The organism is Actinoplanes nipponensis, from assembly GCF_016862275.1.
In the GTDB taxonomy this organism is placed as follows: domain Bacteria; phylum Actinomycetota; class Actinomycetes; order Mycobacteriales; family Micromonosporaceae; genus Actinoplanes; species Actinoplanes nipponensis.
Genome location: NZ_BOMQ01000035.1, coordinates 72,109 through 96,447, shown reverse-complemented (window position 1 = coordinate 96,447; position 24,339 = coordinate 72,109). Strand labels below are relative to the sequence as shown.

Annotated in this window: 24 protein-coding genes, 1 tRNA gene and 1 pseudogene; 12 read left to right on the top strand and 14 right to left on the bottom strand. The window is 71.7% G+C overall.

Annotated features, from left to right (window positions below):
- Positions 1 to 195, top strand: a 195-nt coding sequence (locus tag Ani05nite_RS15120; protein ID WP_203768841.1) for a hypothetical protein, incomplete at its 5' end; no start/stop codon positions are given.
- Between the two features lie 142 nt (positions 196 to 337).
- Here the strand turns inward: Ani05nite_RS15120 and Ani05nite_RS15115 are convergent.
- From Ani05nite_RS15115 to Ani05nite_RS15095, 5 genes are all read right to left on the bottom strand, one after another.
- A complete protein-coding gene (locus Ani05nite_RS15115) occupies positions 338 to 1,927 on the bottom strand; it encodes a beta-N-acetylhexosaminidase (protein WP_239129991.1) in 1,590 nt (529 codons plus the stop codon).
- Positions 1,928 to 1,984: 57 nt separating this feature from the next.
- Positions 1,985 to 2,458, bottom strand: coding sequence for a hypothetical protein (locus Ani05nite_RS41035; protein WP_239129988.1), 474 nt, complete (start codon positions 2,456 to 2,458; stop codon positions 1,985 to 1,987).
- Positions 2,455 to 3,090 (bottom strand): HNH endonuclease family protein, encoded by a 636-nt coding sequence (locus Ani05nite_RS15105; protein WP_377881276.1) that lies wholly within the window; start codon positions 3,088 to 3,090, stop codon positions 2,455 to 2,457. Before Ani05nite_RS15105 ends, Ani05nite_RS41035 begins: the two co-directional genes overlap by 4 nt.
- Positions 3,091 to 3,246: 156 nt before the next feature.
- Positions 3,247 to 4,992: a 2-isopropylmalate synthase gene (leuA, locus tag Ani05nite_RS15100; protein WP_203768840.1), complete on the bottom strand. Its 1,746-nt coding sequence runs from the start codon at positions 4,990 to 4,992 to the stop codon at positions 3,247 to 3,249.
- 205 nt (positions 4,993 to 5,197) lie between these two features.
- On the bottom strand, positions 5,198 to 6,004 hold the full coding sequence (locus tag Ani05nite_RS15095; protein WP_203768838.1) for a hypothetical protein: 807 nt from the start codon (positions 6,002 to 6,004) through the stop codon (positions 5,198 to 5,200).
- Between the two features lie 219 nt (positions 6,005 to 6,223).
- Here Ani05nite_RS15095 and Ani05nite_RS15090 point away from each other — a divergent pair, with 219 nt between their 5' ends.
- On the top strand, positions 6,224 to 7,489 hold the full coding sequence (locus tag Ani05nite_RS15090; RefSeq protein WP_203768837.1) for an aspartate kinase: 1,266 nt from the start codon (positions 6,224 to 6,226) through the stop codon (positions 7,487 to 7,489).
- Positions 7,490 to 7,496: 7 nt separating this feature from the next.
- Complete coding sequence (locus tag Ani05nite_RS15085) at positions 7,497 to 8,561, top strand: aspartate-semialdehyde dehydrogenase (RefSeq protein ID WP_203768836.1); 1,065 nt, start codon at positions 7,497 to 7,499, stop codon at positions 8,559 to 8,561.
- On the opposite strand, the gene Ani05nite_RS15080 is transcribed toward Ani05nite_RS15085, so the two are convergent.
- Positions 8,548 to 10,035 (bottom strand): GGDEF domain-containing protein, encoded by a 1,488-nt coding sequence (locus Ani05nite_RS15080; protein ID WP_203768835.1) that lies wholly within the window; start codon positions 10,033 to 10,035, stop codon positions 8,548 to 8,550. The genes Ani05nite_RS15085 and Ani05nite_RS15080 overlap by 14 nt on opposite strands.
- 39 nt (positions 10,036 to 10,074) lie before the next feature.
- Positions 10,075 to 11,361, bottom strand: a complete 1,287-nt coding sequence (locus Ani05nite_RS41030) for a methyl-accepting chemotaxis protein (protein ID WP_239129985.1) — start codon at positions 11,359 to 11,361, stop codon at positions 10,075 to 10,077.
- 202 nt (positions 11,362 to 11,563) lie between these two features.
- Here Ani05nite_RS41030 and Ani05nite_RS15070 point away from each other — a divergent pair, with 202 nt between their 5' ends.
- Positions 11,564 to 12,661: a glycoside hydrolase family 19 protein gene (locus Ani05nite_RS15070; protein ID WP_203768834.1), complete on the top strand. Its 1,098-nt coding sequence runs from the start codon at positions 11,564 to 11,566 to the stop codon at positions 12,659 to 12,661.
- 64 nt (positions 12,662 to 12,725) lie between these two features.
- On the opposite strand, the gene Ani05nite_RS15065 is transcribed toward Ani05nite_RS15070, so the two are convergent.
- From Ani05nite_RS15065 to Ani05nite_RS15055, 3 genes are all read right to left on the bottom strand, one after another.
- Positions 12,726 to 13,022 carry a hypothetical protein gene (locus Ani05nite_RS15065; RefSeq protein WP_203768833.1) on the bottom strand — a complete coding sequence of 99 codons (297 nt, stop codon included), beginning with the start codon at positions 13,020 to 13,022 and terminating at the stop codon, positions 12,726 to 12,728.
- A gap of 108 nt (positions 13,023 to 13,130) precedes the next feature.
- The gene (locus Ani05nite_RS15060; protein WP_239129983.1) at positions 13,131 to 15,359 is read right to left on the bottom strand and encodes a putative bifunctional diguanylate cyclase/phosphodiesterase; all 2,229 of its coding nucleotides are present in this window, start codon (positions 15,357 to 15,359) and stop codon (positions 13,131 to 13,133) included.
- A 17-nt stretch (positions 15,360 to 15,376) separates the two neighbouring features.
- Positions 15,377 to 16,537, bottom strand: coding sequence for an FIST signal transduction protein (locus tag Ani05nite_RS15055; RefSeq protein ID WP_203768830.1), 1,161 nt, complete (start codon positions 16,535 to 16,537; stop codon positions 15,377 to 15,379).
- 70 nt (positions 16,538 to 16,607) lie between these two features.
- On the opposite strand from Ani05nite_RS15055, the gene pyrE reads away from it, so the two are divergent.
- The gene (gene pyrE / locus Ani05nite_RS15050) at positions 16,608 to 17,123 is read left to right on the top strand and encodes an orotate phosphoribosyltransferase (RefSeq protein ID WP_203768828.1); all 516 of its coding nucleotides are present in this window, start codon (positions 16,608 to 16,610) and stop codon (positions 17,121 to 17,123) included.
- Here pyrE and cutA read toward each other — a convergent pair.
- A complete protein-coding gene (gene cutA / locus Ani05nite_RS15045; protein ID WP_203768826.1) occupies positions 17,101 to 17,433 on the bottom strand; it encodes a divalent-cation tolerance protein CutA in 333 nt (110 codons plus the stop codon). The genes pyrE and cutA overlap by 23 nt on opposite strands.
- A 74-nt stretch (positions 17,434 to 17,507) precedes the next feature.
- Here cutA and Ani05nite_RS15040 point away from each other — a divergent pair, with 74 nt between their 5' ends.
- Positions 17,508 to 18,824 carry an outer membrane protein assembly factor BamB family protein gene (locus Ani05nite_RS15040; protein ID WP_203768824.1) on the top strand — a complete coding sequence of 439 codons (1,317 nt, stop codon included), beginning with the start codon at positions 17,508 to 17,510 and terminating at the stop codon, positions 18,822 to 18,824.
- A gap of 102 nt (positions 18,825 to 18,926) precedes the next feature.
- Here the strand turns inward: Ani05nite_RS15040 and Ani05nite_RS15035 are convergent, their stop codons facing one another.
- On the bottom strand, positions 18,927 to 19,517 hold the full coding sequence (locus Ani05nite_RS15035; RefSeq protein WP_203768822.1) for a DinB family protein: 591 nt from the start codon (positions 19,515 to 19,517) through the stop codon (positions 18,927 to 18,929).
- Between the two features lie 78 nt (positions 19,518 to 19,595).
- Between Ani05nite_RS15035 and Ani05nite_RS15030 the strand changes: the two genes are divergently transcribed.
- The 5 genes and pseudogenes from Ani05nite_RS15030 to Ani05nite_RS15010 form a co-directional block, all read left to right on the top strand.
- Positions 19,596 to 20,015 carry a GNAT family N-acetyltransferase gene (locus Ani05nite_RS15030; RefSeq protein WP_203768855.1) on the top strand — a complete coding sequence of 140 codons (420 nt, stop codon included), beginning with the start codon at positions 19,596 to 19,598 and terminating at the stop codon, positions 20,013 to 20,015.
- 111 nt (positions 20,016 to 20,126) lie between these two features.
- Positions 20,127 to 20,834 carry an ALF repeat-containing protein gene (locus tag Ani05nite_RS15025; RefSeq protein ID WP_203768820.1) on the top strand — a complete coding sequence of 236 codons (708 nt, stop codon included), beginning with the start codon at positions 20,127 to 20,129 and terminating at the stop codon, positions 20,832 to 20,834.
- An 813-nt stretch (positions 20,835 to 21,647) separates the two neighbouring features.
- Positions 21,648 to 21,899 (top strand): toxin HicA, encoded by a 252-nt coding sequence (locus Ani05nite_RS15020; RefSeq protein WP_239129982.1) that lies wholly within the window; start codon positions 21,648 to 21,650, stop codon positions 21,897 to 21,899.
- A complete protein-coding gene (locus tag Ani05nite_RS15015; protein ID WP_239129978.1) occupies positions 21,896 to 22,225 on the top strand; it encodes a type II toxin-antitoxin system HicB family antitoxin in 330 nt (109 codons plus the stop codon). The genes Ani05nite_RS15020 and Ani05nite_RS15015 overlap by 4 nt, the downstream gene beginning before the upstream one ends.
- 162 nt (positions 22,226 to 22,387) lie before the next feature.
- Positions 22,388 to 22,673 (top strand): annotated as a pseudogene (locus tag Ani05nite_RS15010) (LacI family transcriptional regulator); the annotation flags it as partial.
- Positions 22,674 to 22,774: 101 nt separating this feature from the next.
- On the opposite strand, the gene Ani05nite_RS15005 reads toward Ani05nite_RS15010, so the two are convergent.
- Both Ani05nite_RS15005 and Ani05nite_RS15000 read right to left on the bottom strand, forming a co-directional pair.
- Positions 22,775 to 22,848: transfer RNA gene (locus tag Ani05nite_RS15005), tRNA-Pro, on the bottom strand.
- 72 nt (positions 22,849 to 22,920) lie between these two features.
- Complete coding sequence (locus tag Ani05nite_RS15000; RefSeq protein ID WP_239129976.1) at positions 22,921 to 23,811, bottom strand: metallophosphoesterase; 891 nt, start codon at positions 23,809 to 23,811, stop codon at positions 22,921 to 22,923.
- A gap of 25 nt (positions 23,812 to 23,836) precedes the next feature.
- On the opposite strand from Ani05nite_RS15000, the gene Ani05nite_RS14995 reads away from it, so the two are divergent.
- The gene (locus Ani05nite_RS14995) at positions 23,837 to 24,289 is read left to right on the top strand and encodes a GatB/YqeY domain-containing protein (RefSeq protein WP_203768817.1); all 453 of its coding nucleotides are present in this window, start codon (positions 23,837 to 23,839) and stop codon (positions 24,287 to 24,289) included.
- Positions 24,290 to 24,339 lie beyond the last annotated feature (50 nt).

Below are 24,339 nucleotides of genomic sequence, written 5' to 3'. Positions count from 1 at the left end.
CGCCCTGCGCCGCCGCCCTGCGCCGCCGCCCTGCGCCGCCGCCCTGCGCCGCCGCCCTGCGCCGCCGCCCTGCGCCGCCGCCCTGCGCCGCCGCCACCGGGGAGCGACTGCGCCACGGGAGCACTGCGCCGCCACGCCTGCCAAGCCGCCATCCGTCAGGCACTGCGCCGCGACCCCGCCCCCGACCGCGACTGAGCCACCGCCCCACCACCTCGACTGCGCCATCAAAGCGCCCCAGCGCGTCACTCGCCGACCGGCAAAGCGCACCCCAAGCGCCGCAAGCGCCAGCCAGATGCCGGCGGCGGACGCCCGGTGCCCTTCCGGCCGGATGGCGTTCTCAGTCCCAGCTGATCTGCGGGCTGCGGTAGAAGTTGATGTCGTGGACGTCCCAGCGAGGCCCGTAGCCGCCCAGCCGAGCCGCGAATGACGCCCAGTTGTGGCTGCTCGCCGGGGACCAGCCCAGCTCCGCGATCGCCGGCAGCCGGGGGAAGGCCATGAATTCGATGTCGGCCAGGTCCCGGAGGGTTTCCGACCACAGGGGCGCCTCGACGCCGAGGATCGCGGACGCGGGCAGGTTCTTGACGTGGGTCGCCGGGTCCCAGTCGTAGGCCGTGCGGACCTCGATGTAGCCCGCCCAGGACAGGCCGAGCGGCGTACCCGGGTTGTATTTCATGTCCAGGTAGGCCCGGTTGGCTGGGGACATGACCACCTTGGTGCCGCGGGCCGCGGCGGCCACCACGGTCGGGTTGGTGGTGGCGGTGTCCCAGTACTGCGCTACCGCGTTCGCCGAGGCGGGGGACTTGGCGATCTCGTTCCAGCCGTACGCCGTCTTGCCGTACTTGGCCACCAGCGGGAGCACCCGCCGCTGGAACGTCAGGTAGTCGGCGTCCGTCGTCGCGTGGGCCTCGTCGCCGCCGATGTGCAGGTACGGCCCCGGCGTGAGCGCCGCCAGCTCGCGGATGACGTCCTCCACGAACCGGTACGTGGTCTCCGAGCCGATGCACAGCGAGCTGTAGCCCACCTCGGTGTCGGTACGCGGCGGCGGCGCCACCCCGTCGCAGGTCAGCTCGGGGTATGCCACCTGGGCCGCGTTCACGTGACCGGGCATGTCGATCTCGGGGACGATCGTCACGTGCCGGGTCGCCGCGTACCGGATCAGGTCGCGGTAGGCGGCCTTCGTCAGATATCCGGGGCCGGCGCCGTCGACGCCGGTGCCGGGCCCGCCGCCGACGGTGGCCAGCCGGGGCCAGCTGTCGATCTGGATGCGCCAGCCCTGGTCGTCCGCGAGGTGCAGGTGCAGATGATTGATCTTGAAGCGGCTGATCTCGTCGACGTAGGCCTTGATCTCGTCCGGGGTGTGGAAGTGCCGGGCCAGGTCGAGCATCGCGCCGCGGTAGGCGAACCGTGGATGGTCGACGATGACGCCGCCGGCCACCGTCCACGGGCGACGGACCGTCGTCGGCGAGTCGATCTCGTGGGGGAGCAGCTGGCGCAGCGTCTGGGTGCCGGCGAAGAGCCCGGCCGGCTGGTTGGCCCGGATGGTGATGCCGGTGCGGTCGACGCCGAGCCGGTAGCCCTCGTCGCCGAGCCGGGCGTCGGCCGCGCCGAGCAGCAGGGAGATCGTGGGCAGCACGCGGGGGGCGACGGGCAGCACCGGCAGCGGGTAGCCGGTGGCGGGCCGTAGTGCCCGGGCGAGCTGGTCGCCGACGGTACGGGCGGCGGCCGAGCCGGGCTGGGTGCGGATGACGGTGAGCGGCCCCAGCCGGAAGTCGCGACCGGCGATCGGGTGGGCCTCGACCGGCGCGGGAATGACGCTGGTCAGGGGCACGATGGTGGCGGGGGCGGCCGCTGCCGGGGCCGCGACGGTGGCGGCCGGCACGGCGAGGGCGGCGACGAGGAGCGTACGGGTCACGGCGAGACGGGCCACGAACCCGACGCTACATTCGGCACTGTCTATCTGTAAAAGGTTCCGATCAGTTGTTGATCAGCCCTCCGGCCGGTTGAGCAGGCCGACCGCCATGGCGTGCACCGCGTCCAGGTCGGCGGGGTCCTTGACGGTGGTCTTCGCGTTCGTCACCACGTACCACTCGTCCGCGTCCTTGTACTGGGCGTGGAGGGTGACCTGGTCGCCGGAGAGCTCCGTCCGCAGGGTCACCTCGCCGGTGATGACTCCGGCCTCGTCGGTCATCACGCCGCCCTGGCCCGCGACGATGTCGGTGGTCCGGCTGGTCGGGGCGGCCGCCGGTGTCGCCGCCGCGGCGGTGTCGGCCGGTGCGGCGTCAGTGGGCGCGGAGGCGGCCGCAGGCGCGGAAGCGGAGACGGGTGCGGAGGTGGAGGCGGGTGCGGGGCTGGGGGCGGAAGCGGGCGCGGCCTCCGCGGTGGCGGGCGCGGGTGCAGGGGTGACGGGCGCGGGCGCGGGGGTGACGGCGGCCTCGGCGGCCGGCTTGTGTCTGGTCATCGGCACTTCTCCAGCATTTTCTTGAGCTCGACCTTCTCCTTGGTGGTCACCGTGAGCTTCCACCGGCTCTTCACCACGATCCAGTCCTGAGCGTATTGGCACCACGAGCCGGTCAGCTCGGGCTTCCAGGTGGACGGGTCCTGGTCACCCTTTGACCGGTTCGACGCCGCCGAAACCGCGACCAGCTGCGGGTCGTCGAGATCGTTGGCGAACTTCTCGCGCTGGTCGGTGGTCCAGGCGGCCGCGCCGGAACGCCACGCGTTGGCCAGCGGGACCACGTGGTCGATGTCGACCTTGGCCGGATCGGTGATCTTGTCGCCGTCGTACACGCTGATCCAGGTGCCCGCGACGACGTTGCAGCCGGAGACCTTGACCTTGGTGCCGTCGCGCTTGAGCACCGTGTCGCGGACGTCGCAGTTGCTGCCCGTGGTGTTCCAGTGCGGGAACTTGGCCCGGCTGTAACCGCGCATCGAGCCGGTCCGGGTGACGACCTTCAGCTTGTCGAGCTGCGCCCGGGCCTCGCTGGGGTCGGTGGTCCTGGTGGTGGTGCCGCCACCCGGGTCGGCGCCGGACCCCGAGCCCGAACCGTTCTCGGCGGGTAGTTGGCAACCGGCGGCGACGGTCACGGTCAGGAGGGCGGCAGCGACACGCAAGGTCCAAAAAGGAGTGATACGAGGGGGCACGAAGTAAGCGTATGTTCCCTACGCCCGATTCACGCAAGTAGTCATCCGTGCCGGATACGTTCCGCGCGCCGCCCGGGTGAACCTGGCGGCGCGCGGAACACCGGCCTAGCGGACGCGGTTGACGGCGCTGGTCACGGCCTTGACGGAGGCGGTGACGATGTTGGCGTCGAGCCCGACGCCCCAGACGGTACGGCCGTTGACCTCGCACTCCACGTACGCGGCGGCCTGGGCGTCGTGACCCGAGGACAGCGCGTGCTCGGCGTAGTCGAGTACCCGTACCTCGATGCCCAGCGGCTCCAGCGCCTGCACGTACGCGTCGATCGGGCCGTTGCCGACCCCGACCAGCGGCCGCCGCGTGTTGCGGTGCCGGATCTCGGCGTCGATCTCGACCTTGCCGTCCACCGTGGCCGTGCTGTAGCGCTCCAGCTCGACCACGCCGAACTGCTGGTGGTCGATCAGGTACTCGCCCGCGAAGATGTCCCACATCTGCTGCGGGCCGACCTCGCCGCCCTCGGAGTCGGTGAACTGCTGCACCACCCCGGAGAACTCGATCTGCAGCCGGCGCGGCAGGTCGAGCTTGTGCTCGGACTTCATGATGTACGCCACCCCGCCCTTGCCGGACTGCGAGTTGACCCGGATGACGGCCTCGTAGCTGCGCCCCACGTCCTTGGGGTCGATCGGCAGGTACGGCACGCCCCAGGTGAACGCGTCCACGTCCACGCCGGCCTCGGTCGCGTCCTCCCGCAGGGCCGACAGCCCCTTCTTGATCGCGTCCTGGTGCGAGCCGGAGAACGCCGTGTAGACCAGGTCCCCGACGTACGGGTGCCGCTCGTGCACCGGCAGCTGGTTGCAGTACTCCACCGCGCGCTTGATCTCGTCGATGTCCGAGAAGTCGATCATCGGGTCGATGCCCTGGGAGAAGATGTTCAGTCCCAGCGTCACCAGGTCCACGTTGCCGGTGCGCTCGCCGTTGCCGAACAGGCAGCCCTCGACGCGGTCGGCGCCGGCCAGCACGCCCAGCTCGGCCGCGGCAACGGCGGTGCCCCGGTCGTTGTGCGGGTGCAGGCTCAGGATCAGGCTCTCGCGCCGGGGCAGGCGCCGGTGCATCCACTCGATCGAGTCGGCGTACACGTTGGGGGTGGCCATCTCGACGGTGGCCGGCAGGTTGATGATCAGCGGGCGGTCCGGCGTCGGGTCGATGACGTCGATGACCGCCGAGCAGATCTCCAGCGCGTACTCCAGCTCGGTGCCCGTGTAGGACTCCGGCGAGTACTCGTAGAAGATCTCGGTGTCCGGGGTGTGGATCTCCGCGTACTTCTGGCAGAGCCGGGCCCCGGTCGTGGCGATGTCGGTGATCCCGGCCTGGTCCAGGCCGAAGACGACCCGGCGCTGCAGCGTCGAGGTCGAGTTGTAGAAGTGCACGATGGCGCGCTTGGCGCCGCGGATCGACTCGAACGTGCGGTCGATCAGGTGCTCGCGGCACTGCACCAGCACCTGGATCGTGACGTCGTCCGGGATCAGGTCCTGCTCGATGAGCTGGCGGACGAAGTCGAAGTCGGTCTGGCTGGCCGCCGGGAAGCCGACCTCGATCTCCTTGTAGCCCATCCCGACCAGCAGGGTGAACATCCGGCGCTTGCGCTCGGGGGACATCGGGTCGATCAGGGCCTGGTTGCCGTCGCGCAGGTCGACCGCGCACCAGCGGGGCGCGGCCTCGATGCGGCGGGCCGGCCACTGCCGGTCCGGCAATTCGACATTGAACTGCTGCTGGTACGGCTGGTAGCGCTGGAACGGCATCCGGCTGGGGCGCTGGCGCGCGATGGGATCGCCGGTTACATCCGTGGAGGAAGACATGGTGAGGGCTCCTGAAAAGTGGTCAGTTCCGAGGAACGACCGGCGCGCGTCAACTCCGCGACGAGGTGCCGGCCTGGGATGGGGCCTCGTCGCGGCAGCGAAGGAGAAGCGCCTGCCACATGTCGAACGTCACCCTACGTGATCATCGTGAACCTGCCCAACCCTACGCCCGGATCGTGGGAAGCCGGAGGTCAGGCGGGCGACTTCACGCGGACGGTACCGGCTGCGACGGCGCCACCGGCTGCTCGGTCACCGGCGGGGGCGGCGGGGCGTCCAGGCCCATCGGCTCGCCGCCGGTCACCGGGCCGGGCAGGTCGATCGTCGGCGGCGCCGCGGCCGGCGCCCCGGCCAGGGTCAGCGTGCCGAACTTGACCCGGGCCGCGGTGAGCAGGCCGTCGTCGGCGTAGCAGTAGATGCCCACGTCGACCGGCGCGGACAGCGACGCGGAGATCGTGTCGACCGCATAGCAGCTGCCCGAGGAGCCCTCCAGCGGCTGGGCGGCGGTCACCGACAGGGGCGACTGGCGGTCGGTGAAGACGGGCAGCCACTGCCGGAAGACGCGCTGGACCCTCGGGTCGTACTCGCGGGGGACCTTCTTGCCGGCGTCGGCCACCCGGACGCAGGACGGGCTGACCGGGTTGGCCGGCGAGGGGACGGCGCACTGGAACACGCCGGCCGGCAGCTGCGCGATGGACACGTCCGCCGTACCGCCGAGGGCGCCGGCCGGGATGTCCACCCGCCACGTGCCGTCCACCGCGACCGTCGCCAGGACCGTGCGCGGCGCGAAGCCGTCCGCCTGCAGGGTGTAGACCGCCGAGAAGCGGTGATCCTCGGCCAGCGCGGCCCGCGCGGCCAGCGCGACGCGGGCGTCCTGGTCCGGCGGCGGGGCCGACGACGAGGCCGACGGTGTGGGCTCCGGCGGGGGCGCCGAGTCGCCGCAGGCCGCGAGGCCGGCGGTCAGCAGGGCGGCGGCCAGCGCGGGCAGGACACGCATGGCGGGGCGGGAGCGCATCGAGACATTCTCGCCTCTCGCCCCCCGGACCGGTCGTTGCGGGCACCGGAACCTTTTCCCGGCGTGTCGAGCCGGCCGCCGGCCGGAATCTGGGATCGCGTGTCAGAGATCGGGACGGCCGCCGCTAGTCTGGGTGGCGATTGACCGACTGGCGCCGCCGGCCCCGAGATCTCTGGCCAGGCGGCGTCGGCACGTGCGGGGTGGAAGGAGCCGGCTGCCGTGGCCCTCGTGGTGCAGAAGTACGGCGGTTCGTCCGTCGCTGATGCCGAGCGCATCAAGCGCGTGGCGGAGCGCATCGTGGCCGCCCGCAAGGCCGGCGACGACGTGGTGGTCGTGGTCTCGGCGATGGGCGACACCACCGACAACCTGATGGACCTGGCCAACCAGGTCAGCCCGCTGCCGCCCGGCCGCGAGCTGGACATGCTGCTGACCGCCGGCGAGCGCATCTCGATGGCGCTGCTGGCGATGGCGATCCACAACCTGGGGTACGAGGCGCGGTCCTACACCGGCTCGCAGGCCGGCGTGCTGACCACCTCGGTGCACGGCAAGGCCCGGATCATCGACGTCACCCCCGGCCGGCTGCGCACCGCGCTGGACGAGGGCGCGATCGCGATCGTGGCCGGCTTCCAGGGCGTCTCGCAGGACACCAAGGACATCACCACGCTGGGCCGCGGCGGCTCGGACACCACCGCCGTCGCGCTGGCCGCCGCGCTGCACGCCGACGTCTGCGAGATCTACACCGACGTCGACGGCGTGTTCACCGCCGACCCGCGGATCGTCTCCAACGCCCGGCACATCAAGCAGATCACGTACGAGGAGATGCTGGAGCTGGCCGCCGGCGGGGCGAAGGTGCTGATGTTGCGATGCGTGGAGTACGCGCGCCGCTTCAAGGTCCCGATCCACGTACGCTCGTCGTACTCGAACAAGCAGGGCACGCTGGTCACCGGATCGATGGAGGACGAGGGAGTGGAACAAGCGCTGATCACCGGGGTCGCCCACGACCGCAGCGAGGCGAAGATCACCATCGTCGGCGTGCCCGACGAGCCCGGCGCCGCCGGCCGCATCTTCGAGACGGTCGCCCAGGCCGAGATCAACATCGACATGATCGTGCAGAACGTGTCGACCGAGGGCACCGGCCGCACCGACATCTCGTTCACGCTGCCCAAGGCCGACGGCCCCACCGCGATGGCCGCCCTGGACAAGATCAAGGAGCAGACCCGCTTCAAGTCGCTGCTCTTCGACGACCACGTGGGCAAGGTGTCGCTGATCGGCGCCGGCATGCGCTCCCACCCGGGCGTCGCCGCGTCGTTCTTCGCCTGCATCGGCGAGGCCGGCGTCAACATCGAGATGATCTCGACTTCGGAGATCCGGGTGTCGGTGGTCTGCCGCGACAGTGACCTCGACACCGCGGTCCGGGCCGTGCACGACACGTTCGAGCTGGGCGGCAACGAGACCGCCGTGGTCTACGCCGGGACCGGCCGGTAGACAGCGGATGCCGCAGCCCCAGCCCACGCTGGCTGTCGTCGGAGCCACCGGCTCCGTCGGCACGGTCATGCGTGAGCTGCTCACGTCGCGGCGCAACGTCTGGGGCGAGATCCGGCTGATCGCGTCCGCGCGCTCGGCCGGCAAGGAGCTCTCCTGCCGGGGCGAGCAGCTGGTGGTGCGCGAGCTGACCCCGGAGGCCTTCGACGGCGTCGACGTGGCGATGTTCGACGTGCCCGACGAGGTGTCGGTGCAGTGGGCGCCGATCGCGGTCGCCCGCGGCGCCACGGTGGTCGACAACTCGTCCGCTTTCCGGATGGAGACCGACGTCCCGCTGGTGGTGCCCGAGGTCAACAAGGAGGAGCTGCGGAGCCGCCCGCGCGGCATCGTCGCCAACGCCAACTGCACCACGATGGCCATGATCATGGCGATCGCCCCGCTGCACCGCGAGTACGGCCTGCGCGAGCTGGTGCTGGCGTCGTACCAGGCGGTGTCCGGGGCCGGGCAGATCGGCGTGGACACCCTGCACGACCAGCTCACCAAGGTGGCCGGCGACCGCACCCTGGGCTCGCGCCCCGGCAACGTGCGCCAGGCGGTCGGCGACGACCTCGGCCCGTTCACCGCGCCATTGGCCCTGAACGTGGTCCCGTGGTCGGGCGAGCTGGCCACCGACGGCTGGTCGTCCGAGGAGCTGAAGCTCCGCAACGAGTCCCGCAAGATCCTCAACCTGCCCGCGCTGAAGGTGTCGGCGACCTGCGTCCGCGTACCGGTGGTGACCGGCCATTCGATCGCGGTGCACGCGGTCTTCGGCTCGGAACTGGACGCCGAGGGCGCCCGTCAGGTGCTGCGCAACGCGCCCGGGGTGATCCTGGTCGACGACCCGGCCGCGGGCGAATACCCGATGCCGATCGACGCGGTCGGCACGGACCCGTCCTGGGTGGGCCGGATCCGCCGAGCGATGGACGACCCGCGCGCGCTGGACCTCTTCATCACCGGTGACAACATGCGCAAGGGGGCGGCGCTGAACACGGTGCAGATTGCGGAGCTGCTGGCCGCGGAGATCAGCAAGGGTTAGCCAGCGCGCGGGCCGGGAGCCGTCCCGCCGCGGCCTTGCGGGTGTACATCTCGGCGTCGGCCGCCGTGACCAGCGCGTCCCCCGAAAGATCCACCCCCGTGCCGGTGGCCAGGCCGACCGCCGCGCCGAGTGCGAGCTCGTGACCCGCCCACTGCACCGGCTGAGCGGCCAGCTCCTCCACCCGGCGGCGCAGGTTTTCCGCGTCCGCCGCGCCGGGGCAGAGCACCAGGAACTCGTCGCCGCCGATGCGGGCGGCCAGGTCGTCGGGGCGCAGCGTCGCCGTCAGCCGTTCCGCGAAGGTGCGCAGGACGTGGTCGCCGGCCTCGTGGCCGTGCTCGTCGTTGATGGCCTTGAACTTGTTGAGGTCGCAGTAGAGGACCGCGATGCCCGGCAGCGCGCCGCGGCGGCAGCGGGCCACCGCCTCGTCCAGCAGCGCGAAGAAGCGGCGCCGGTTGACCAGGCCGGTCAGTTCGTCGTGGTGGGCCTGGTAGCGCAGGGCCTCCTGGTCGGCGGTGCGTTGGGCCAGCAGCAGGCCGATCCGCATGATGACCAGCGGGATGACCAGCAGCGTGCCCAGCGACAGCAGCAGGGTGTCGGCCGAGCCGCCGTACAGCTGCGGCACGCTGCCGACGACGGGTACGAGCGCGAGCACCAGCCCGAGGCTGCGCAGGCTGACCGGGTTCAGTTCGCGTCGCTCCCAGCCGCCGGGCTGGGCGAAGTCCTTGGCGCTGGGGTGCACGGCGGCCGCCGCCAGGCTGAGGTAGCCCAGCATCGCGCACAGGTCGACCACCGGTGAGTAGTAGTCGCTGCCGGGCACGCTGGTGAGCAGGGAGACGACCACGGCGACGACGGCCGAGGCGAGGCTCACGAAGAAGTAGTTCAGCGCGGTGCGGGCCGTTCCCGCGGTGTCGGCGATGCGCAGCAGCGCGCCCAGCGTGCCCATCAGCAGCAGGACCTTGATGAGGAACGCGGCCTGGGTGCCGGCCGGCGAGCCGACCTCCAGCAGGTGCGGGCGCAGCAGGAACTCCCACACCGGCGTGATCAGGCCGATCGCGATCAGGGCGGCGTCCAGGATGCCGCCGCGGTCGCCGGCGCCGTGCCGGGCCACCACGGTCAGGGCCGCGCCGAGCACGCACAGGTACGCCGCGACCTGGCACAGCGAGTTGGCGACCCCGTCGGCGGCGACCGGGATGCCCAGCCCGAGGTCGAGGAACCACAGATAGTTGAAGATCGTGAAGAGGACCGTGCCGGCCAGCAGGATCAGCCAGGTGCCGCGCCGGGCGATCCGGTGGATCCGCATCCCGGCGGCGATCGCGGCCAGGGGTACGGCGCTGACGACGGTCACCATCGCGAGCCGCACCGACTGTGGAGACGTCAGGTACAGCACGCACGCCGCGAACGCCGTCAGCGTGAACGTGACGTGGACGAGGCGGGTCCACCCGGCCGGGTTACCCGCCGTCGCCATGGTCCGCATGTGCTCCCCTATCGACCGGCGCGCTGTTGTTGTGAGAACTCAGCGGACGCTGGCCGCGGCGGCGGACCGGGCCACCTCGTCCGCGGCGGAGGTGACCAGGCCGCGGGTCCGGCCGGCCAGGGTGACCTGCTCGCCCATGACGGCGGAGGCGAGTCGCTGGGCGTCGGCCACCGCGCTGAGCCGGCTGGTCATTCCCGACACCGCCGCGCCCACCGCCGCCGCGCCCGTGGTGACCTCGGTGACCGTGGCCTCGATCCGGGCCGTCGCCTCGGCCGTCTGGCCGGCGAGCTGCTTGACCTCGCCGGCCACGACCGCGAAGCCCTTGCCGACCTCGCCGGCGCGGGCCGCCTCGATGGTCGCGTTCAGGGCCAGCAGGTTGGTCTGGTCGGCGACCGCCTGGATCATCCCGGCGATCGTCGCGATGTCGGCCACCGACGTCCGCAGCTCCTCGAGGGACTTCAGCGCCAGGTCGGCGTCGGTCAGCGTGGTGCCGACCTGGTCGCTGGCGTGCTCGACGGTGCGGGCCACGTCCGACAGTGCGGACTCGAAGCCGCCCAGCGCCTCGTCGGCGTCGGTGCGCAGGCGGGCGCCGGTCTCGCTGGTGTGCTGCAGGACGTCCTCGAGGCGGGCGGCCATCTGCTCGGCCCGGTCGAGCTGGGACGCGGCGTCGGCGCGGGCGGCCTCCTCGCGGCGGGCGGCCTCGTCGGCGGCGGTGCGCAGCCGGCCGGCGTTCTGCTCGGCCTGCTCGGCTTGCCGCCGCTCGTTCTCCCGGCGGGCCGCGGCGTCGAAGTGCCAGTAGGTGATCTGGGCGGCGGCCATCGCCAGCACGAAGAAGGCGTGCAGCAGGGCCCGTCCCAGGACGCTTCCGGTGGTGTGGTCGGTGTGGGCGAAGACCACCTCGGGAACCATCAGGCCCAGGCCGAGGTGGTGCCCGGCGACCAGGCCCACGGCCAGGGCGAAGGCGATCCACTCCTGGTAGAGGCCGATCAGCGCGATCACCACGAAGAAGTGGAAGTGCAGGTCGATCAGGCCGCCGCCGGCGTGCACGACGGCGTCGGTGGCGAACAGGAAGCCGGCGCTGGTGGCGATGGCGCGGCCGCGCTGGGTCGCCGCGGTGCCGGAGACGACCCCGCAGACCAGGACGGCGCCGAGCACGCCGAGCAGCAACGTGGCGTGTTGCCCGGCGCCCAGCTCGCCGGTGAAGAAGCCCAGCAGCAGGATGACCGGCACGTGGAGCCACAGCAGCAGCCGTAGCACTCGGTGCCGGGCGGCGAAGGCCGGCTCCGACAGGGTGGCGTCGGGAACGAGCCGACTGACCTTGTTCATTGCTGCACCTCTCACCCGGTGTGGTCCGTCCAGGGTGTGCCGCCGCAGGTGCCGGGGTCGGTGTCCGCCAGGAGCGCCGGGGTTGCCGCGCGAAATCAATTCTTGAAGTTTCTTTACAAATACGCTTGCATCTAGTTGAGTCGATGTAACTCCCCGCTCTTCTCGCGCCAGTGCGCGTCCCCCGACGCACGGAAGGTGAGCCATGTCCAGAAAACGGCTCCTATCGATCGTGGCCACCCTCAGCGTGGCCCTGGCCGGCGCCGCCGCGGCTGTGCTGCCCATGACGGCATCGAACGCGGCCGAGGCCTGTGTCGCCGCCTACAACAGCTCGACGGTCTACACCGGAACCATGCGGGCCTCGTACAACAGCCACAACTGGACCGCCAAGTGGTGGACCCAGGGCGAGGCGCCGAGCACCGGCGGCTCGGGCGTCTGGGCCGACAACGGCGCCTGCGGCGGCGGCACCACGCCCCCGCCCGGCGGCACGACCTGCAACTACCCCAACTGGGTGGCGGGCCAGTTCTACCCGGCCGGCTCGATCGTGCGGTACACCAACGGCGGCTACTACCGGGCCAAGAACGAGAACCCCGGCTACGACCCGGTGATCAGCACCTGGTTCTGGGAGCCGTACTCCTGCACCGGTGGCGGCGGCACGACCACCCCGCCGCCCGCCGGCTCCGGGAGCTTCCCGGTCACCGAGGCCCAGTTCAACCAGATGTTCCCGAACCGCATCCCGTTCTACTCGTACGCGGGCCTGATCGACGCGGTCAAGAAGTACCCCGCGTTCACCACCACCGGCAGCGACACGGTGCGCAAGCAGGAGGCCGCGGCCTTCCTGGCCAACGTCAACCACGAGTCCGGCGGCCTGGTCTACGTCGAGGAGATCAACCAGGCGAACTGGCCGCTGTACTGCGACCGTTCGCAGTCCTACGGCTGCCCGGCCGGGCAGAGCGCGTACCACGGTCGCGGCCCGATCCAGCTGAGCTGGAACTTCAACTACAAGGCGGCCGGCGACGCGCTCGGCATCGACCTGCTGAACAACCCGGACCGGGTCAAGAACGAGGCGTCGGTCGCCTACCAGACCGCCGTGTGGTACTGGATGACGCAGCGCGGGCCGGGCACGATGACCCCGCACGACGCCATGGTCAACAGCCGTGGTTTCGGCGAGACGATCCGCAGCATCAACGGCTCGCTCGAGTGCAACGGCGGCAACCCCGCCCAGGTGCAGAGCCGCATCGACGCCTACAACCGGTTCACGGGCATCCTCGGCGTGAGCCCGGGTGGCAACCTGTCCTGCTGAACGTCATTCCGGGGCGGGAGGGGGTGCGGTCGCTGTGGCCGTACCCCCTCTGCCTTTGCCGGTCTCAGAGCGCGAGCTGCGGACGGGCCGGGACCCCGACGACAGCCGGGCTCACCGACCGGGCCGGCAGCTGCTGGGGCACGGTGCTCGGCACCAGCATCGACTCGAGGGCGGGCGCGATCGGCCGGCGCTCGTTGATCTGGATGAGCCGCGCGGCCCGGGCGAGGGATCCGGTCTCACCGTCGCGGAAGCCCTCGCGGTAGCCCTTCTCGTAGCGTTCGCCCCGGCCGAGGGCTCGGCCGAGGGCGAAGCAGGAGGAGCCGGCGAGGGCGAGCAGGAAGAGCAGCGCGAAGGGTGTCACGACAAGCCTTTCAGCGATTTTGATGGCCTATAGCCCGCAAAATAGCCCAAACGGGACAGCGTTCATGCGTGGCCGCAAATCAACTACGCGTACGGGTGACCCCGCATCTCAAGCCGCCCGCGCCGCGGATCCACGGCGCAGCAACCCGGCCAGATCGGCTGGATCCGTGGGCCGGCACAGGTGGTAGCCCTGGCCGTAGCAGCACCCGAGCCGGCGCAGCGCGTCGAGCTGGGCGGCGTTCTCGATCCCCTCGGCGACCACCCGCAGGCCGAGGATGTGCCCCAGGTCGACGATCGTGCGGACCAGGGCCAGGTCCTCGCCGGTCAGCTCGGCCCGCGCGATGAACGCCCGGTCGATCTTCAGCTCGTCGACCGGCAGCTCCCGCAGGTACGCCAGCGACGAGTACCCCGTGCCGAAGTCGTCGATGGACAACCGCACCCCCAGCTCGCGCAGGCCGGCCAGCGACGCCACCGCCGCCTGCGGGTCGCTCATCAGCACCGACTCGGTCAGCTCCAGCGTCATCGCGCTCGACGGCAGCCCGGCCACGGCCAGCGCCCGGGTCACGTCCGCGGCGAACCGCGGGTGCATCAGCTGATGACCCGAGACGTTGACGTTGAGGGTGAGCTCGGGACGCACCTGGCGCCACGCCGCGGCCTGGGCGGCGCTGGTCTCCAGCACCCACTGCCCGATCTCCACGATCAGCCCCGACTCCTCGGCGATCGGGATGAAGTCCGCCGGCGGTACCGGGCCACGGACCGGGCTGTCCCAGCGGATCAGCGCCTCCACCCCGGTGATCTCGCCGGTGTCCAGGCGCACCAGCGGCTGGTACTGCAGCCGGAACTCGCCGGCCTGCAACGCCTGACGCAGGTCGCCGCGCAGGCTCAGGTAGTTCAGCGCCTCGGCGTGCATGTGCGGCTCGTAGACGACGACCCGGCCCGGTCCTTCCTTCTTGGCCCGGTACATCGCCACGTCGGCCTGGTGCAGCAGCACGTCGGAGTCCGCGGCCGCCGCCCCGCTGACCGCCACCCCGATGCTCGCCCCGATGAAGACGTCCCGGCCCGAGATCCGGAACGGCTCCTTGATCGCGGCGATGGCCCGCTCGGCGACGTCGACGGCGGTCTCGACGGGCGAGTTGTTCATCAGCACGGCGAACTCGTCGCCGCCGAGGCGGGCGGTGGTGTCGTCGGCCCGGACACAACCGCGGAGCCGGCCGGCGACCGCGGCCAGCAACTGGTCCCCGGCCTCGTGGCCGAGGCTGTCGTTGACCGCCTTGAACCGGTCCAGGTCGATGAAGAGCACGCTGGCCGGGCCGGTCGTGGCGGCGCGGGCCGCGAGCACCCGGTTGAAGATCTGCAGGAACAGGCCGCGGTTGGGCAGGCCGGTCACCGCGTCATGGTGCGCCTCGCGGACCGCTTCGACCGTACGGGCGTCCGTCAGCGCGAGACTCACCTGCTGCGCGAAGGCGGCGAGCTGGTCGCGCTGCTCGGCGTACCGGTCGGCGGCGCCCGGCAGCTGGGCGATCAGGCTGCCGGCCATCTCGCCGGTCACCCGGAACGGCGCGGCGATGACCGTGCCCCGGTCCGGCCGGTCCGGGTCGACCGGGCGCATCAGGACGGTGCCGGTGGTCATCGCCTCCCGGGCCGCGAGGTGCGGCCCCTCCGGGTCGGCGCCGCCGGCGCCGTCGGAGCCGTCGGGGCCGGAGGCCGAGGCCACGGTGAGCCGGCGGGAACGGTCCGTCTCGGCCAGGACGAGCGCCACCGGTACGCCGCCCAGCAGCGCCGCCGTACCGCTGGTCACGGCGTCCAGGATCTCCGGCAGCGGCCTGCGGTTGGAGATCTCCCGCTGGATGGTCAGCAGCGTCTCGACCAGCATCCCCCGGGTCCGCGCCTGCTCCAGCAGCACCAGGCGCTCGGCGGCCTCGCGTTCGCGCTCGGCCCGTACCGTCCGCTCCGCGCCCAGCACCCGGATGCTGCGCAGGGCCAGGCCCAGCACCCGGGCCATGCCCCGCAGCACCTGCCGCTCCTCGGCGTCCAGCGGCTCGTCCAGCCGGCCCACGATCAGCGCGCCGCCGAGGCCCGCGCCGAGGTCGTTGGGCACCGCGTGCAGGTCACCCAGGCCGCGGACGGCCAGCATGCCCGGCCCCGGCGCGATGGCCAGCAGCGCCTGGACCGGCACGTCCGGGCCGAAGCCCCACGCGCCGTGCACCTGTTCGTGCAGCACCACGGCGCCCACCTCGGCATCGACCAGCTCGGCGGCCCGCTCCACGGCCAGCGCGATCGCCGCCGGTTCGTCGGCCGCCGCGGTCACGACGGCGAAGTAGTCGGTGAGCTGGTGCATCGACCAGGCGACCACGATCAGGCCAGGGCCAGCGTCACGAGCGTCAGGGCGTGGGCGCCGGACGAGCCCCGTACCCGCGCGATCTCGCCCATCGTGTAGAAGCCGCCGAACGGCACCTCGCCCACCACGCCCCGGATGGCCGCGGTCTCCTCGCGGGTGCCGTCCGGGCCGAGCACCCCGCGCCGGCCGCCGCAGTCGAAGGTGAAGACGCCCAGGGGCGCCGCCCCGCCGAGCCCGGCGACCGCCTCGGCGCAGGACTGCGCGGCGCCGCCGATCATCGCCTGGTATTCGCTGTCCATCAGCCAGCAGACCGCCTCCTGCGGCACCGGGGCCGACGCGAAGATCGACCGGTCGTCCTCGTCGCCGCCGTGCAGCACCCGGATGTCCTCGCCGCTGCGCCGGGACAACCCCAGCGCGAGCAGGGCGGCGTCCCCCGCGAAGAGGTCGGCGGCCGTGGCCGCGCCCCGCCGGCGCAGCAGCACGTCGAGGGCGGGCTCGCCGTCCAGCTCGAAGATCCGGCCGCCGTCGCTGCGGGTGGCCACCATGGCCGGCTCGGTCCGGTGCCAGCCGTGCGCGATGCCGACCCCGAGCGGCGCGTCGGAGCCGAGGGCGACCCCCACCACCGCGCCGGACAGCACCGCGTCGTCGTGGAACTGGAACGAGCGCCGCGAGCCGTGATCGTCACCGGAGAACCCGCCGACCAGCGGCACCGCCGCTCCCAGCACCGAGTACGCGCCCCGGACGATCTCGTGCGGGTCGCCGGTCAGGCCGTCGCAGAGCAGCATCAGCGCGGTGTGCGGCCGGTCCATGCCGATCATCGCGGCGGCCACGTCGGCGCCGGCCTCCCGGTGACTGTGCGCACCGACCTGGGCGGCCCGGGTCCGTACCGTGAAACCGTCACCACCCAGCGCGGTGACCGCGACCGAGCCCAGCGCCGCGCCGCCGGCGGACGACAGCTCACCCAGGGTGGTGCAGCCGACGATCTCCGCGTCCGGGCCCGCCTCGGCCCGCACGGCGGCGAGCAGCGCGGTCAGGTCATGACCGGTGGAGCAGAAGACGAAGACCGCCTTCGGGGTACGCCCGTCGAGCGCCGCCACCACAGCCTCGGCGCCGGCCTTGGCGGAATCAGGCGCGGTGCTGTGGCCGGCCCCGAACCACCGCCCAGTGACAGTCTGCACGTTCTCCTGATCGGCAGGCCCGGGCCCCCAACTGAGCCCTTCCGGTAGCGTCCTGAAAGGCTGTTCGCTTGTGACTGACTCTGACCTTGCGCGGCAGGTCCGCGACGTGAGCCGGCTGACCGGCGAGTTCGTGCTCCGCTCCGGCCGCACCGCGACCGAGTACTTCGACAAGTACCAGTTCGAGGCCGACCCGGTCCTGCTGGACCGGCTGGCCGAGCAGATGGCGGTGCTGATCCCCGAGGGCACCGAGGTGCTGGCCGGCCTGGAGATGGGCGGCATCGCCGTGGTGACCGCCCTGGGCCGGCACGCCCAGCTGCCCTGTGCGTTCGTCCGCAAGCAGGCCAAGCAGTACGGCACGGCCCGGCTGGCCGAGGGGGCCGAGGTGGCCGGCCGCCGGGTGCTGGTGGTCGAGGACGTCGTCACCTCGGGAGGCCAGGTGGTGATCTCGACCGGCGAGCTGCGCAGGCTGGGCGCGCACGTCGACCACGCGCTGTGCGTGATCGATCGTCAGGAGGGCGGCGCCGAGGCGCTGGCCCGGGACGGCATCAAGCTGCGGGCGCTGCTCACCCGGGCTGATCTGTCATAGCCAGCACCCAGTCCAGGTAGGCGGGGTTGCCGCCGGTCACCGGCAGGGCGAGCACGCACGGCACGTCGTACGGGTGCTCGGCATCGGCCCGCGCGACGATCCGGCCGACCAGCGAGGCCCGCGTGTGCAACGCGACGCGGGCCTCCGGGTCGTCGTGCACCGCACCCTCCCAGCGGTAGATGGAGCGGATCGCCGCCGTCTGGTGCCCGCAGGCCGCCAACCGGTCCTCGACCAGGCGCCGGGTGAAGCCGGCCAGCCACTCGCTGTCGGCCGCGGTGACGACCACCTCGCAGATCTGTTCGTCGGTCATGGCCGCTGATTCTGCCGCCCCGGAGCGGTGCGCACGCCCTGTCCCCGGTGCCGCGGTGGTGCCATGCTCGACGCGTGGTCATCGACCTCGGGGACGCCTCGGCCGTACCCGAGACCTCCCGGTCCCCCCGCGCCACCGACCTGCGGCCGGTGGCCGTCCTCACCGCCCTGCTGGCCGTGCTCGCCCTGGGCGGGTCGGCGGTGGTCGCCCCGCTCCCGCTCCGCGCGGTCCTGGTCACCGACGAACTCACCGGCGCCTTCGCGCTCTCCCCGTCGGCGCTGTTCACGTCCAGCTACGTCGAGGGCCGGGCCCGGGTCCGCCGGCTCTCGCTGGCCGATGAGTCGGTCCGATGGTCCACCGAACTGCCCCAGTCCGTGGGCACCGTCGACCTGTACGAGCCGCGCGTCCTGATCGTCATGTCCCCGGAGAGCGCCCAGGCGTCGGTTCTCGACAGCGACACGGGCGCCGTCCTCTGGCGCCGGACCACGGGCGCCACGACCGTGCTCACGGTGACCGAGGACAGCGTCCTGCTGACCCTGGCCGTCGCGGGCCGGGATCACGTCGTCCTGCAACGGGTGGCGCTGCGGACCGGGGAGCCGCTGTGGTCCCGCGAGCTGGACGCCGCCGGCTACGTGGCGGCCGGCGACCCCGGCCCCGGCGACTCCCGCGCGGAGTCCGGCCGTGCCGACGGGCGTGCGAGCCGGATCGTCACCGTGGATCGGCAGGGCCGCGGCGCCGTCCTGGACTTCGCGGACGGGGCGGTGCGGGCCACCGCGAACCTCGGCGTCGTGCCGGACGCCGGCCGGTACGTGGGCGACGGCGACGCCGCGCGCTTCGTGACTTTCGGCAACCGCCTGTACCTGACGCGGCGGGAGGGCGGCGCGGCGTCGATCACCGCGTTCCGGCTCACCGACCTTCGGCAGCTGTGGCGCAGCACCACGCGCTCCTTCGGCTGGCCCACCGGTTGCGGCGCGTACCTGTGCGTGTCGACGGCGACCGGCATGACCGCCCTGGACGCCGCAACCGGCGAGGCGCGCTGGACCAGCGAACACTGGCGGCTGGGCCTGGACTCGCGGGCGCTGCGGATACCCGGGCCGCCCCGCCTGGTGGTGACGGACGCCCGGCACACCGCGCAGCGGGCGCTGCTGGACCCGGCGACCGGTCGGGTGCGGTCGGTGCTGGGCCACAGCGAGCAGGTGGGTCCGCTGGTGCTGCGCCGGGACAGCGCACGGGCCGGGCGGATCTGGGTGCAGGCGGTCGAGGCGGGGGACCGGGTACGGACGGTGGGCTCGCTGGACGGGATGTCGTTGGAGCGGTGTGTGGCGGCGGGCCGGCATCTGGCCTGCGCGGACGGCAACGGCCGGGCGCACGTCTGGCGGATGCCGGGCTGAGTCGGCTGTGGCTGTCAGCCCGGGTCTCACGCTGATCCTCACCGCTGGTCCTCACCGCTGGTCCTCACTGCTGGTCGGCGTTGGTGTTCGCGTTGGCCGGGGCTACCCGCCGGCTGCCTCGCGCGCCGTGCGCTCGAGCCGCTCCCGGTAGCCGCGCCAGGCCGTCTCGTCGAAGTCGGGCAGGTTGTCGTTGACCGGCCGGACCCCCGCCGCCCCGTCGATCAGCTCGCGGACGATGTCGGCGTGGCCGGCGTGCCGATCGGTCTCGGCGATCACGTGGACCAGGATGCGGTGCAGGGTGACCTCGTTGCGGTCGGGCTGCCACCACGGGACGCGCCCGGCGGCGTCCAGGGCCAGAGCCTCGATGGTGGCGTCGGAATGGGCCCAGACCCGGCGGTAGAGAGCCACGATGCCCTCGCGCGACTCCGCCGCGGTGGCCCACATGTCGGCGTTGGGCTCGGCGTCCTGGGCCATCCACGGCAGCGGTTCGGGAAAGGGCCGGCCGAACGTCGCCCCGAAATAGCCGGACTCGACGCCGGCCACGTGTTTGACCAGGCCGAGGAGGTTGGTGCCGGTGGGCACGAGGGGGCGGCGGACGTCGTACTCGGAGAGGCCGTCCAGCTTCCACAGCAGGGCTTCCCGGGCGATCTGGAGGTAGCGGACGAGGTCCGCCTTCGGGTCCGATCCGGTCATGGAGTGAGGATGGCACGGGGGTGCGACAGAACGGCGGTACGGACGCGGCGCCGTGACCCGCCTAAGCTGCTCCGGGTGATGGTGCGGAAGGCCGGCGTGGCCGATGTGGCGGTGCTGGCGGAACTGCGCGGCATCGACGGGGACGAGCTCGAGGCGTTCGCGGACTGGGTGGCCGCCCACGCGGAGACACATGTGCCGTTCGTCGCCGAGATCGACGGGCGGGTGGTCGGCGCGGCCTGGCTGCTCATCGCGGAACGGGTGCCCGGGAACAGCTCGATGGATCGGTGGTACGGCGACGTCCAGTCGGTCATGGTTTTCCCGGAGTGCCGCAACCGGGGCGTCGGGAGTGCGCTGATGGGCGCGATCCTGGCCGAGGCCCGTACGCGGGGGTTGCTGCACGTGACGGTTCACTCCGGGCGGCGGGCGGTGGAGTTCTACCTGCGGAACGGCTTCAGCCATCACCGCCAGCTTCTGCTCTGGGAGCCGGAAGCACGCTGAGCGGCCGGGTTGGCCTGGCCTGGCGAGCATTGACGAAGTCCCTGTCTTGCCCATCCATTCATCGACGGTAGTATCCCCAGGCTCTGGCCTTCTACGGGGAGAAACATCCACATGCGACGAAAGACTGCGGCCGGCGTCCTGCTGGCGCTGGCCCTGCTGACACCCGCCGCACCGGCGGCGGCCCACGCCGAGACGCCCGTTCTCGACGCGTCCTGCCAAACGGTCGAGCGCAAGCTCTATAAGGACATCCGCGAGCTGATCACCATCGACCTGGACACCGCCACCGAGGTGGAGATGCAGGTCGTGGCCAACCAGATCCTGGCCGCGGCCCGCGCTGAGTCGTTGCCCGTCCTGCCCGGCGCGGTGCAGGATCGGCTGGACGGCACCGCGGATGACCTGCGGGCCTTCCTCAAGACGGGCGTGCGGGCGGCCTGGACGACGGACCTGCGGATCTCGGCCCTCCGCACCCTGAACGACGACGCCGGCGCCAACGTGAAGGCGGCTGCGCAGAAGGCGCTCGACAGCGGGACCATCGAGGACCTCCTGGCTTACCTGAACGAGGGCCTGTACGCCGCACGCGCGCTTGACTGCGCGGCTCAGCCCACACCGACGGCGACCGCCACGCCGAGCGCCACGACGACCGCCGCTCCTGTTCCCACCTCCTCCGCGGGCACGGACACCTCTGGCGGCGAGGGTGGAGGGCTGCCCGTGACGGGCTCCGACATCGGGATGGTGGCCGGCGTCGGCGGTGCGCTCCTGCTCCTCGGCGGCGCCGGTTACGTGATCGGACGCCGTCGCCGTTCCCGCTTCGTGGCATAGCCGACCTGGTTGCGCCCGGCTCGACGCTCCGTCGAGCCGGGCTATGGCGCGGGCTGCCTGAAGCGGAACGCCCTGTTGACGTGTCGAAGATCCTCACCCGCTTTCGAGGTCTGCTCCGGAGCATCGGACCCGAGATGCGGACATCCGTGAACCCACAGGGGGCGGCCATCGACGAATATGGTCGGGGTTCACGGCGCTGTCGCACACCAATAGCAGCGGCCCGGATGGATCCTCAGCCAGCTGAGCGCTGCTCCGGCGAGCCGGGAGCGGATCGGGCTGGCTAAACGCTGGAGGTTGTCCAGCGCCCGCCGTGGTGCATCGACTCTCCATCTGATGGCGGTCTGGAATCCAGACACCGAACCACACTTCGTCTGCCGGGCCCCATCACCGGTTCTGGCATCCCAGAGTCGGCCGTGCCCAGGGGGTGGAGCGCTGGCCGCCGGAGGTCGTGTCCGCCGGACGGAGGAGGCCACCGTCGAGGCGTTGCGAACGCTCCTGACACCCTCACGCAAGATCGTCTCCAGGAACTCTCCAGAACGGCCCGGAGAAGCAGTCAGGCCCGGTCTCCCTGAACGGAGGACCGGGCCTGACCTGCACTTTCTCTGGTCGGGGTGGCCGGATCCCGAATTAGGATCAAGAACCGCCGCCATCCCGATCATCGCCGGAGATCCCAGGTCAGAGGCTTGATCTCTGTCGGGATGCTCAAGCCTGCGAGGGTCGACATCTCAAGATCCACTCCCAGATCACTCCCAAGGCCAGCGACCTTCCTTGCCATGAGTAGTATCGCGGGCGATACTAAAGAGTGAGGGAAGCGTGACGGACAAGCTGGCGAAGATCCTCGCGGAGATGCGCCGAAACCCTAACAACGTCCGGTTCGCCGACCTGCTGTTCGTCTGTAGGCATTACTTCGGGGAACCGAGATCGCAAGGCACGTCGCACTACGTCTTCAAGATGCCCTGGCCCGGCGACCCCCGGGTCAACATCCAGGACAAGGGTGGCAAGGCGAAGCCCTACCAGGTCAAGCAGGTCCTGACCGCGATCAAGAAGCTGGAGGAGCGATCGTGAGCGTGGCGGATCACTACACCTACCGAGTCCACTGGTCAGCCGAAGACGGCGAGTACGTCGGCACCGTGGCCGAGCTGCCGTCAGTGTCGTGGCTGGCCGAGGACCGCATGGAAGCCTTCATCGGCATTCAGCGCGTGGCCGAGGAGATCGTCGCCGACATGCAGGCGTTGGGCGAAGAGCCCCCCGTCGCCATCGCCGACAGGCGCTACTCCGGAAAGTTCCAGGTCCGCGTTCCCGAAGAGGTCCACCGCTGCCTCGCGGTACGCGCCGCAGAGCAGGGCGTCTCCTTGAACGCGCTGGCGTCCGCCCGACTTGCTGGAGCCTGACCTTCAGCGCACGACCAGCCACAAGATGGCCGAGCGCGTCCGGCCGCGCCGCGCTCGCGCGGCGCGTTGATCCAGAAAAGATCAATCGGCAGTGCGGCGACAGCAAGCCTTGTCCCGTCACGGCTGATGCTTGACACTCGCGTTCCGCCTGATGCTTGACAGATCGCCGCAGGGCTGACGCCGCACGGCCTACGGCACAGCCACAAGACGCAGATGCAGGAACTCGGAGTCCCGGCCGTGCTCCAGGACGGCCGGACGGGGCACTTCGACGGCTCGGTCCAGGCGCGCTACTCGCACATCACGCCGGCCATGCGCGCTCAGTTCCTCGACCACCTGACAATGCTGTGGGAAGCAGCCTTGGACGCGCGGCTTGGGATGGCGCCACACTCCCCGGTCGTCGATCCTTGATCGGCTTCTGACGGCCCGCCGGAAGTCAGTCGGGGAGTGAGTTTCAAGATCCACTCCCAGATCACTCCCCGACGGGGGCTGGAAACCAATCAGGGCTGGTTCTCCGTGTGGAGAACCAGCCCTGAGCTGGTGTTTCAAGGGTCGGGGTGGCCGGATTTGAACCGACGGCCTCTTCGTCCCGAACGAAGCGCGCTACCAAGCTGCGCCACACCCCGAGCGTGCTCAGCAATACTAGCCGACGCTTCCGCCGTCGCGAAATCGGTATCCCCGCTCGGTGAAACCGCAGGTCAGCGCGGGATCAGCGTAAGGATCGTGGCCTCCGGGGGGCAGGCGAAGCGGATCGGGGCGGTGGGGTGGGTGCCCAGGCCGGCCGATACGTGCAGCCAGGCTTCCGAGCCCGGCCAGCGGTGCAGGCCCTTGGCCATCGCGCGGGGGAGGTCGCAGTTGGTGGTCAGGGCGCCGTAGCCGGGCACGCAGACCTGGCCGCCGTGGGTGTGGCCGGCCAGCAGCAGGCCGAAGCCGTCCGCCGCCATCGCGTCCAGGACCCAGGAGGCCGGGGTGTGGGTCACGCCGATGTGCAGGTCGGCGCCGGCCGATGCCGGGCCGGCCACCGACGGGTAGTCGTCGCGTTCCACGTGTGGGTCGTCGACGCCGGCCAGTTCCACCGAGCGGCCGCCGGCCTTGAGGACCGTGCGGGCGTTGTTCAGGTCCGCCCAGCCCGCGTCGACGTACGCCGCGCGCAGGTCTTCCGCCGGCAGGTCCACGCCCTGCTGGTACTCGCGTTCGGGCAGCAGGTATTCCAGCGGGTTCTTCCAGATCGGGCCGCGGTAGTCGTTGGAGCCGAAGACGAACGCGCCGGGCAGGTGCAGCAGCGGGTCCAGGGCGCGCAGCACGCCGGGGATCGCGTCCGGGGCGGCCATGTTGTCGCCGGTGACCACCACCAGGTCCGGGTCGGTGCCGATGAGCGCGGCCACCCAGGCCTGCTTGCGGCGCTGGTCCGGCATCATGTGCAGGTCCGAGAGGTGCAGGATGCGCAGGGGCTCGGCGTCCGGCTCGAGCATCGGCACGTCGACGCGGCGCAGCGTGAACAGGTTGCGTTCGATCAGCGAGGCGTAGGCCAGGGCGGCACCTCCGGCGGCGGTGAGACCGGCGGCCAGGGAAATGAGGGGTCGGCGCATGAGGCCCAGAGTAGTTTGACCGTCCATGGGAACGCTGAAAGACCGCCTGAACGATGACCTGCACGCCGCCATGAAGAGCCGGGACGAGTTGACCACCTCGACGCTCCGGATGGCGTTGACCGCCGTGCGCAATGCCGAGACCGCCGGGGACGCCGCCAAGGTGCTCAGCGACGACGAGGTGCTCGCCGTGCTGACCAAGGAGGCGAAGAAGCGCCGGGAGGCGGCGACCGCGTTCGCCGGGGCCGGCCGCGCCGAGCAGGCCGCGAAGGAGAACGCCGAGGGCGAGATCCTGGACCGCTATCTGCCGGCGCAGCTCAGCGACGACGAGATCGCCGAGCTGGTGGCGGGGGCGTTGCGGGCGGGCGGCTTCACCGGCAAGGCGCAGATGGGGCCGGCCATGAAGGCGGCCCAGGCGGCGGTGGCCGGCCGGGCCGAGGGCGGCCGGGTGGCGGCAGCGGTACGCAAGCAGCTCAGCTGACCGGGACAGCCGGCGGGACGTGTCGCCGGCGGCACGGCTGAGATGCGGCG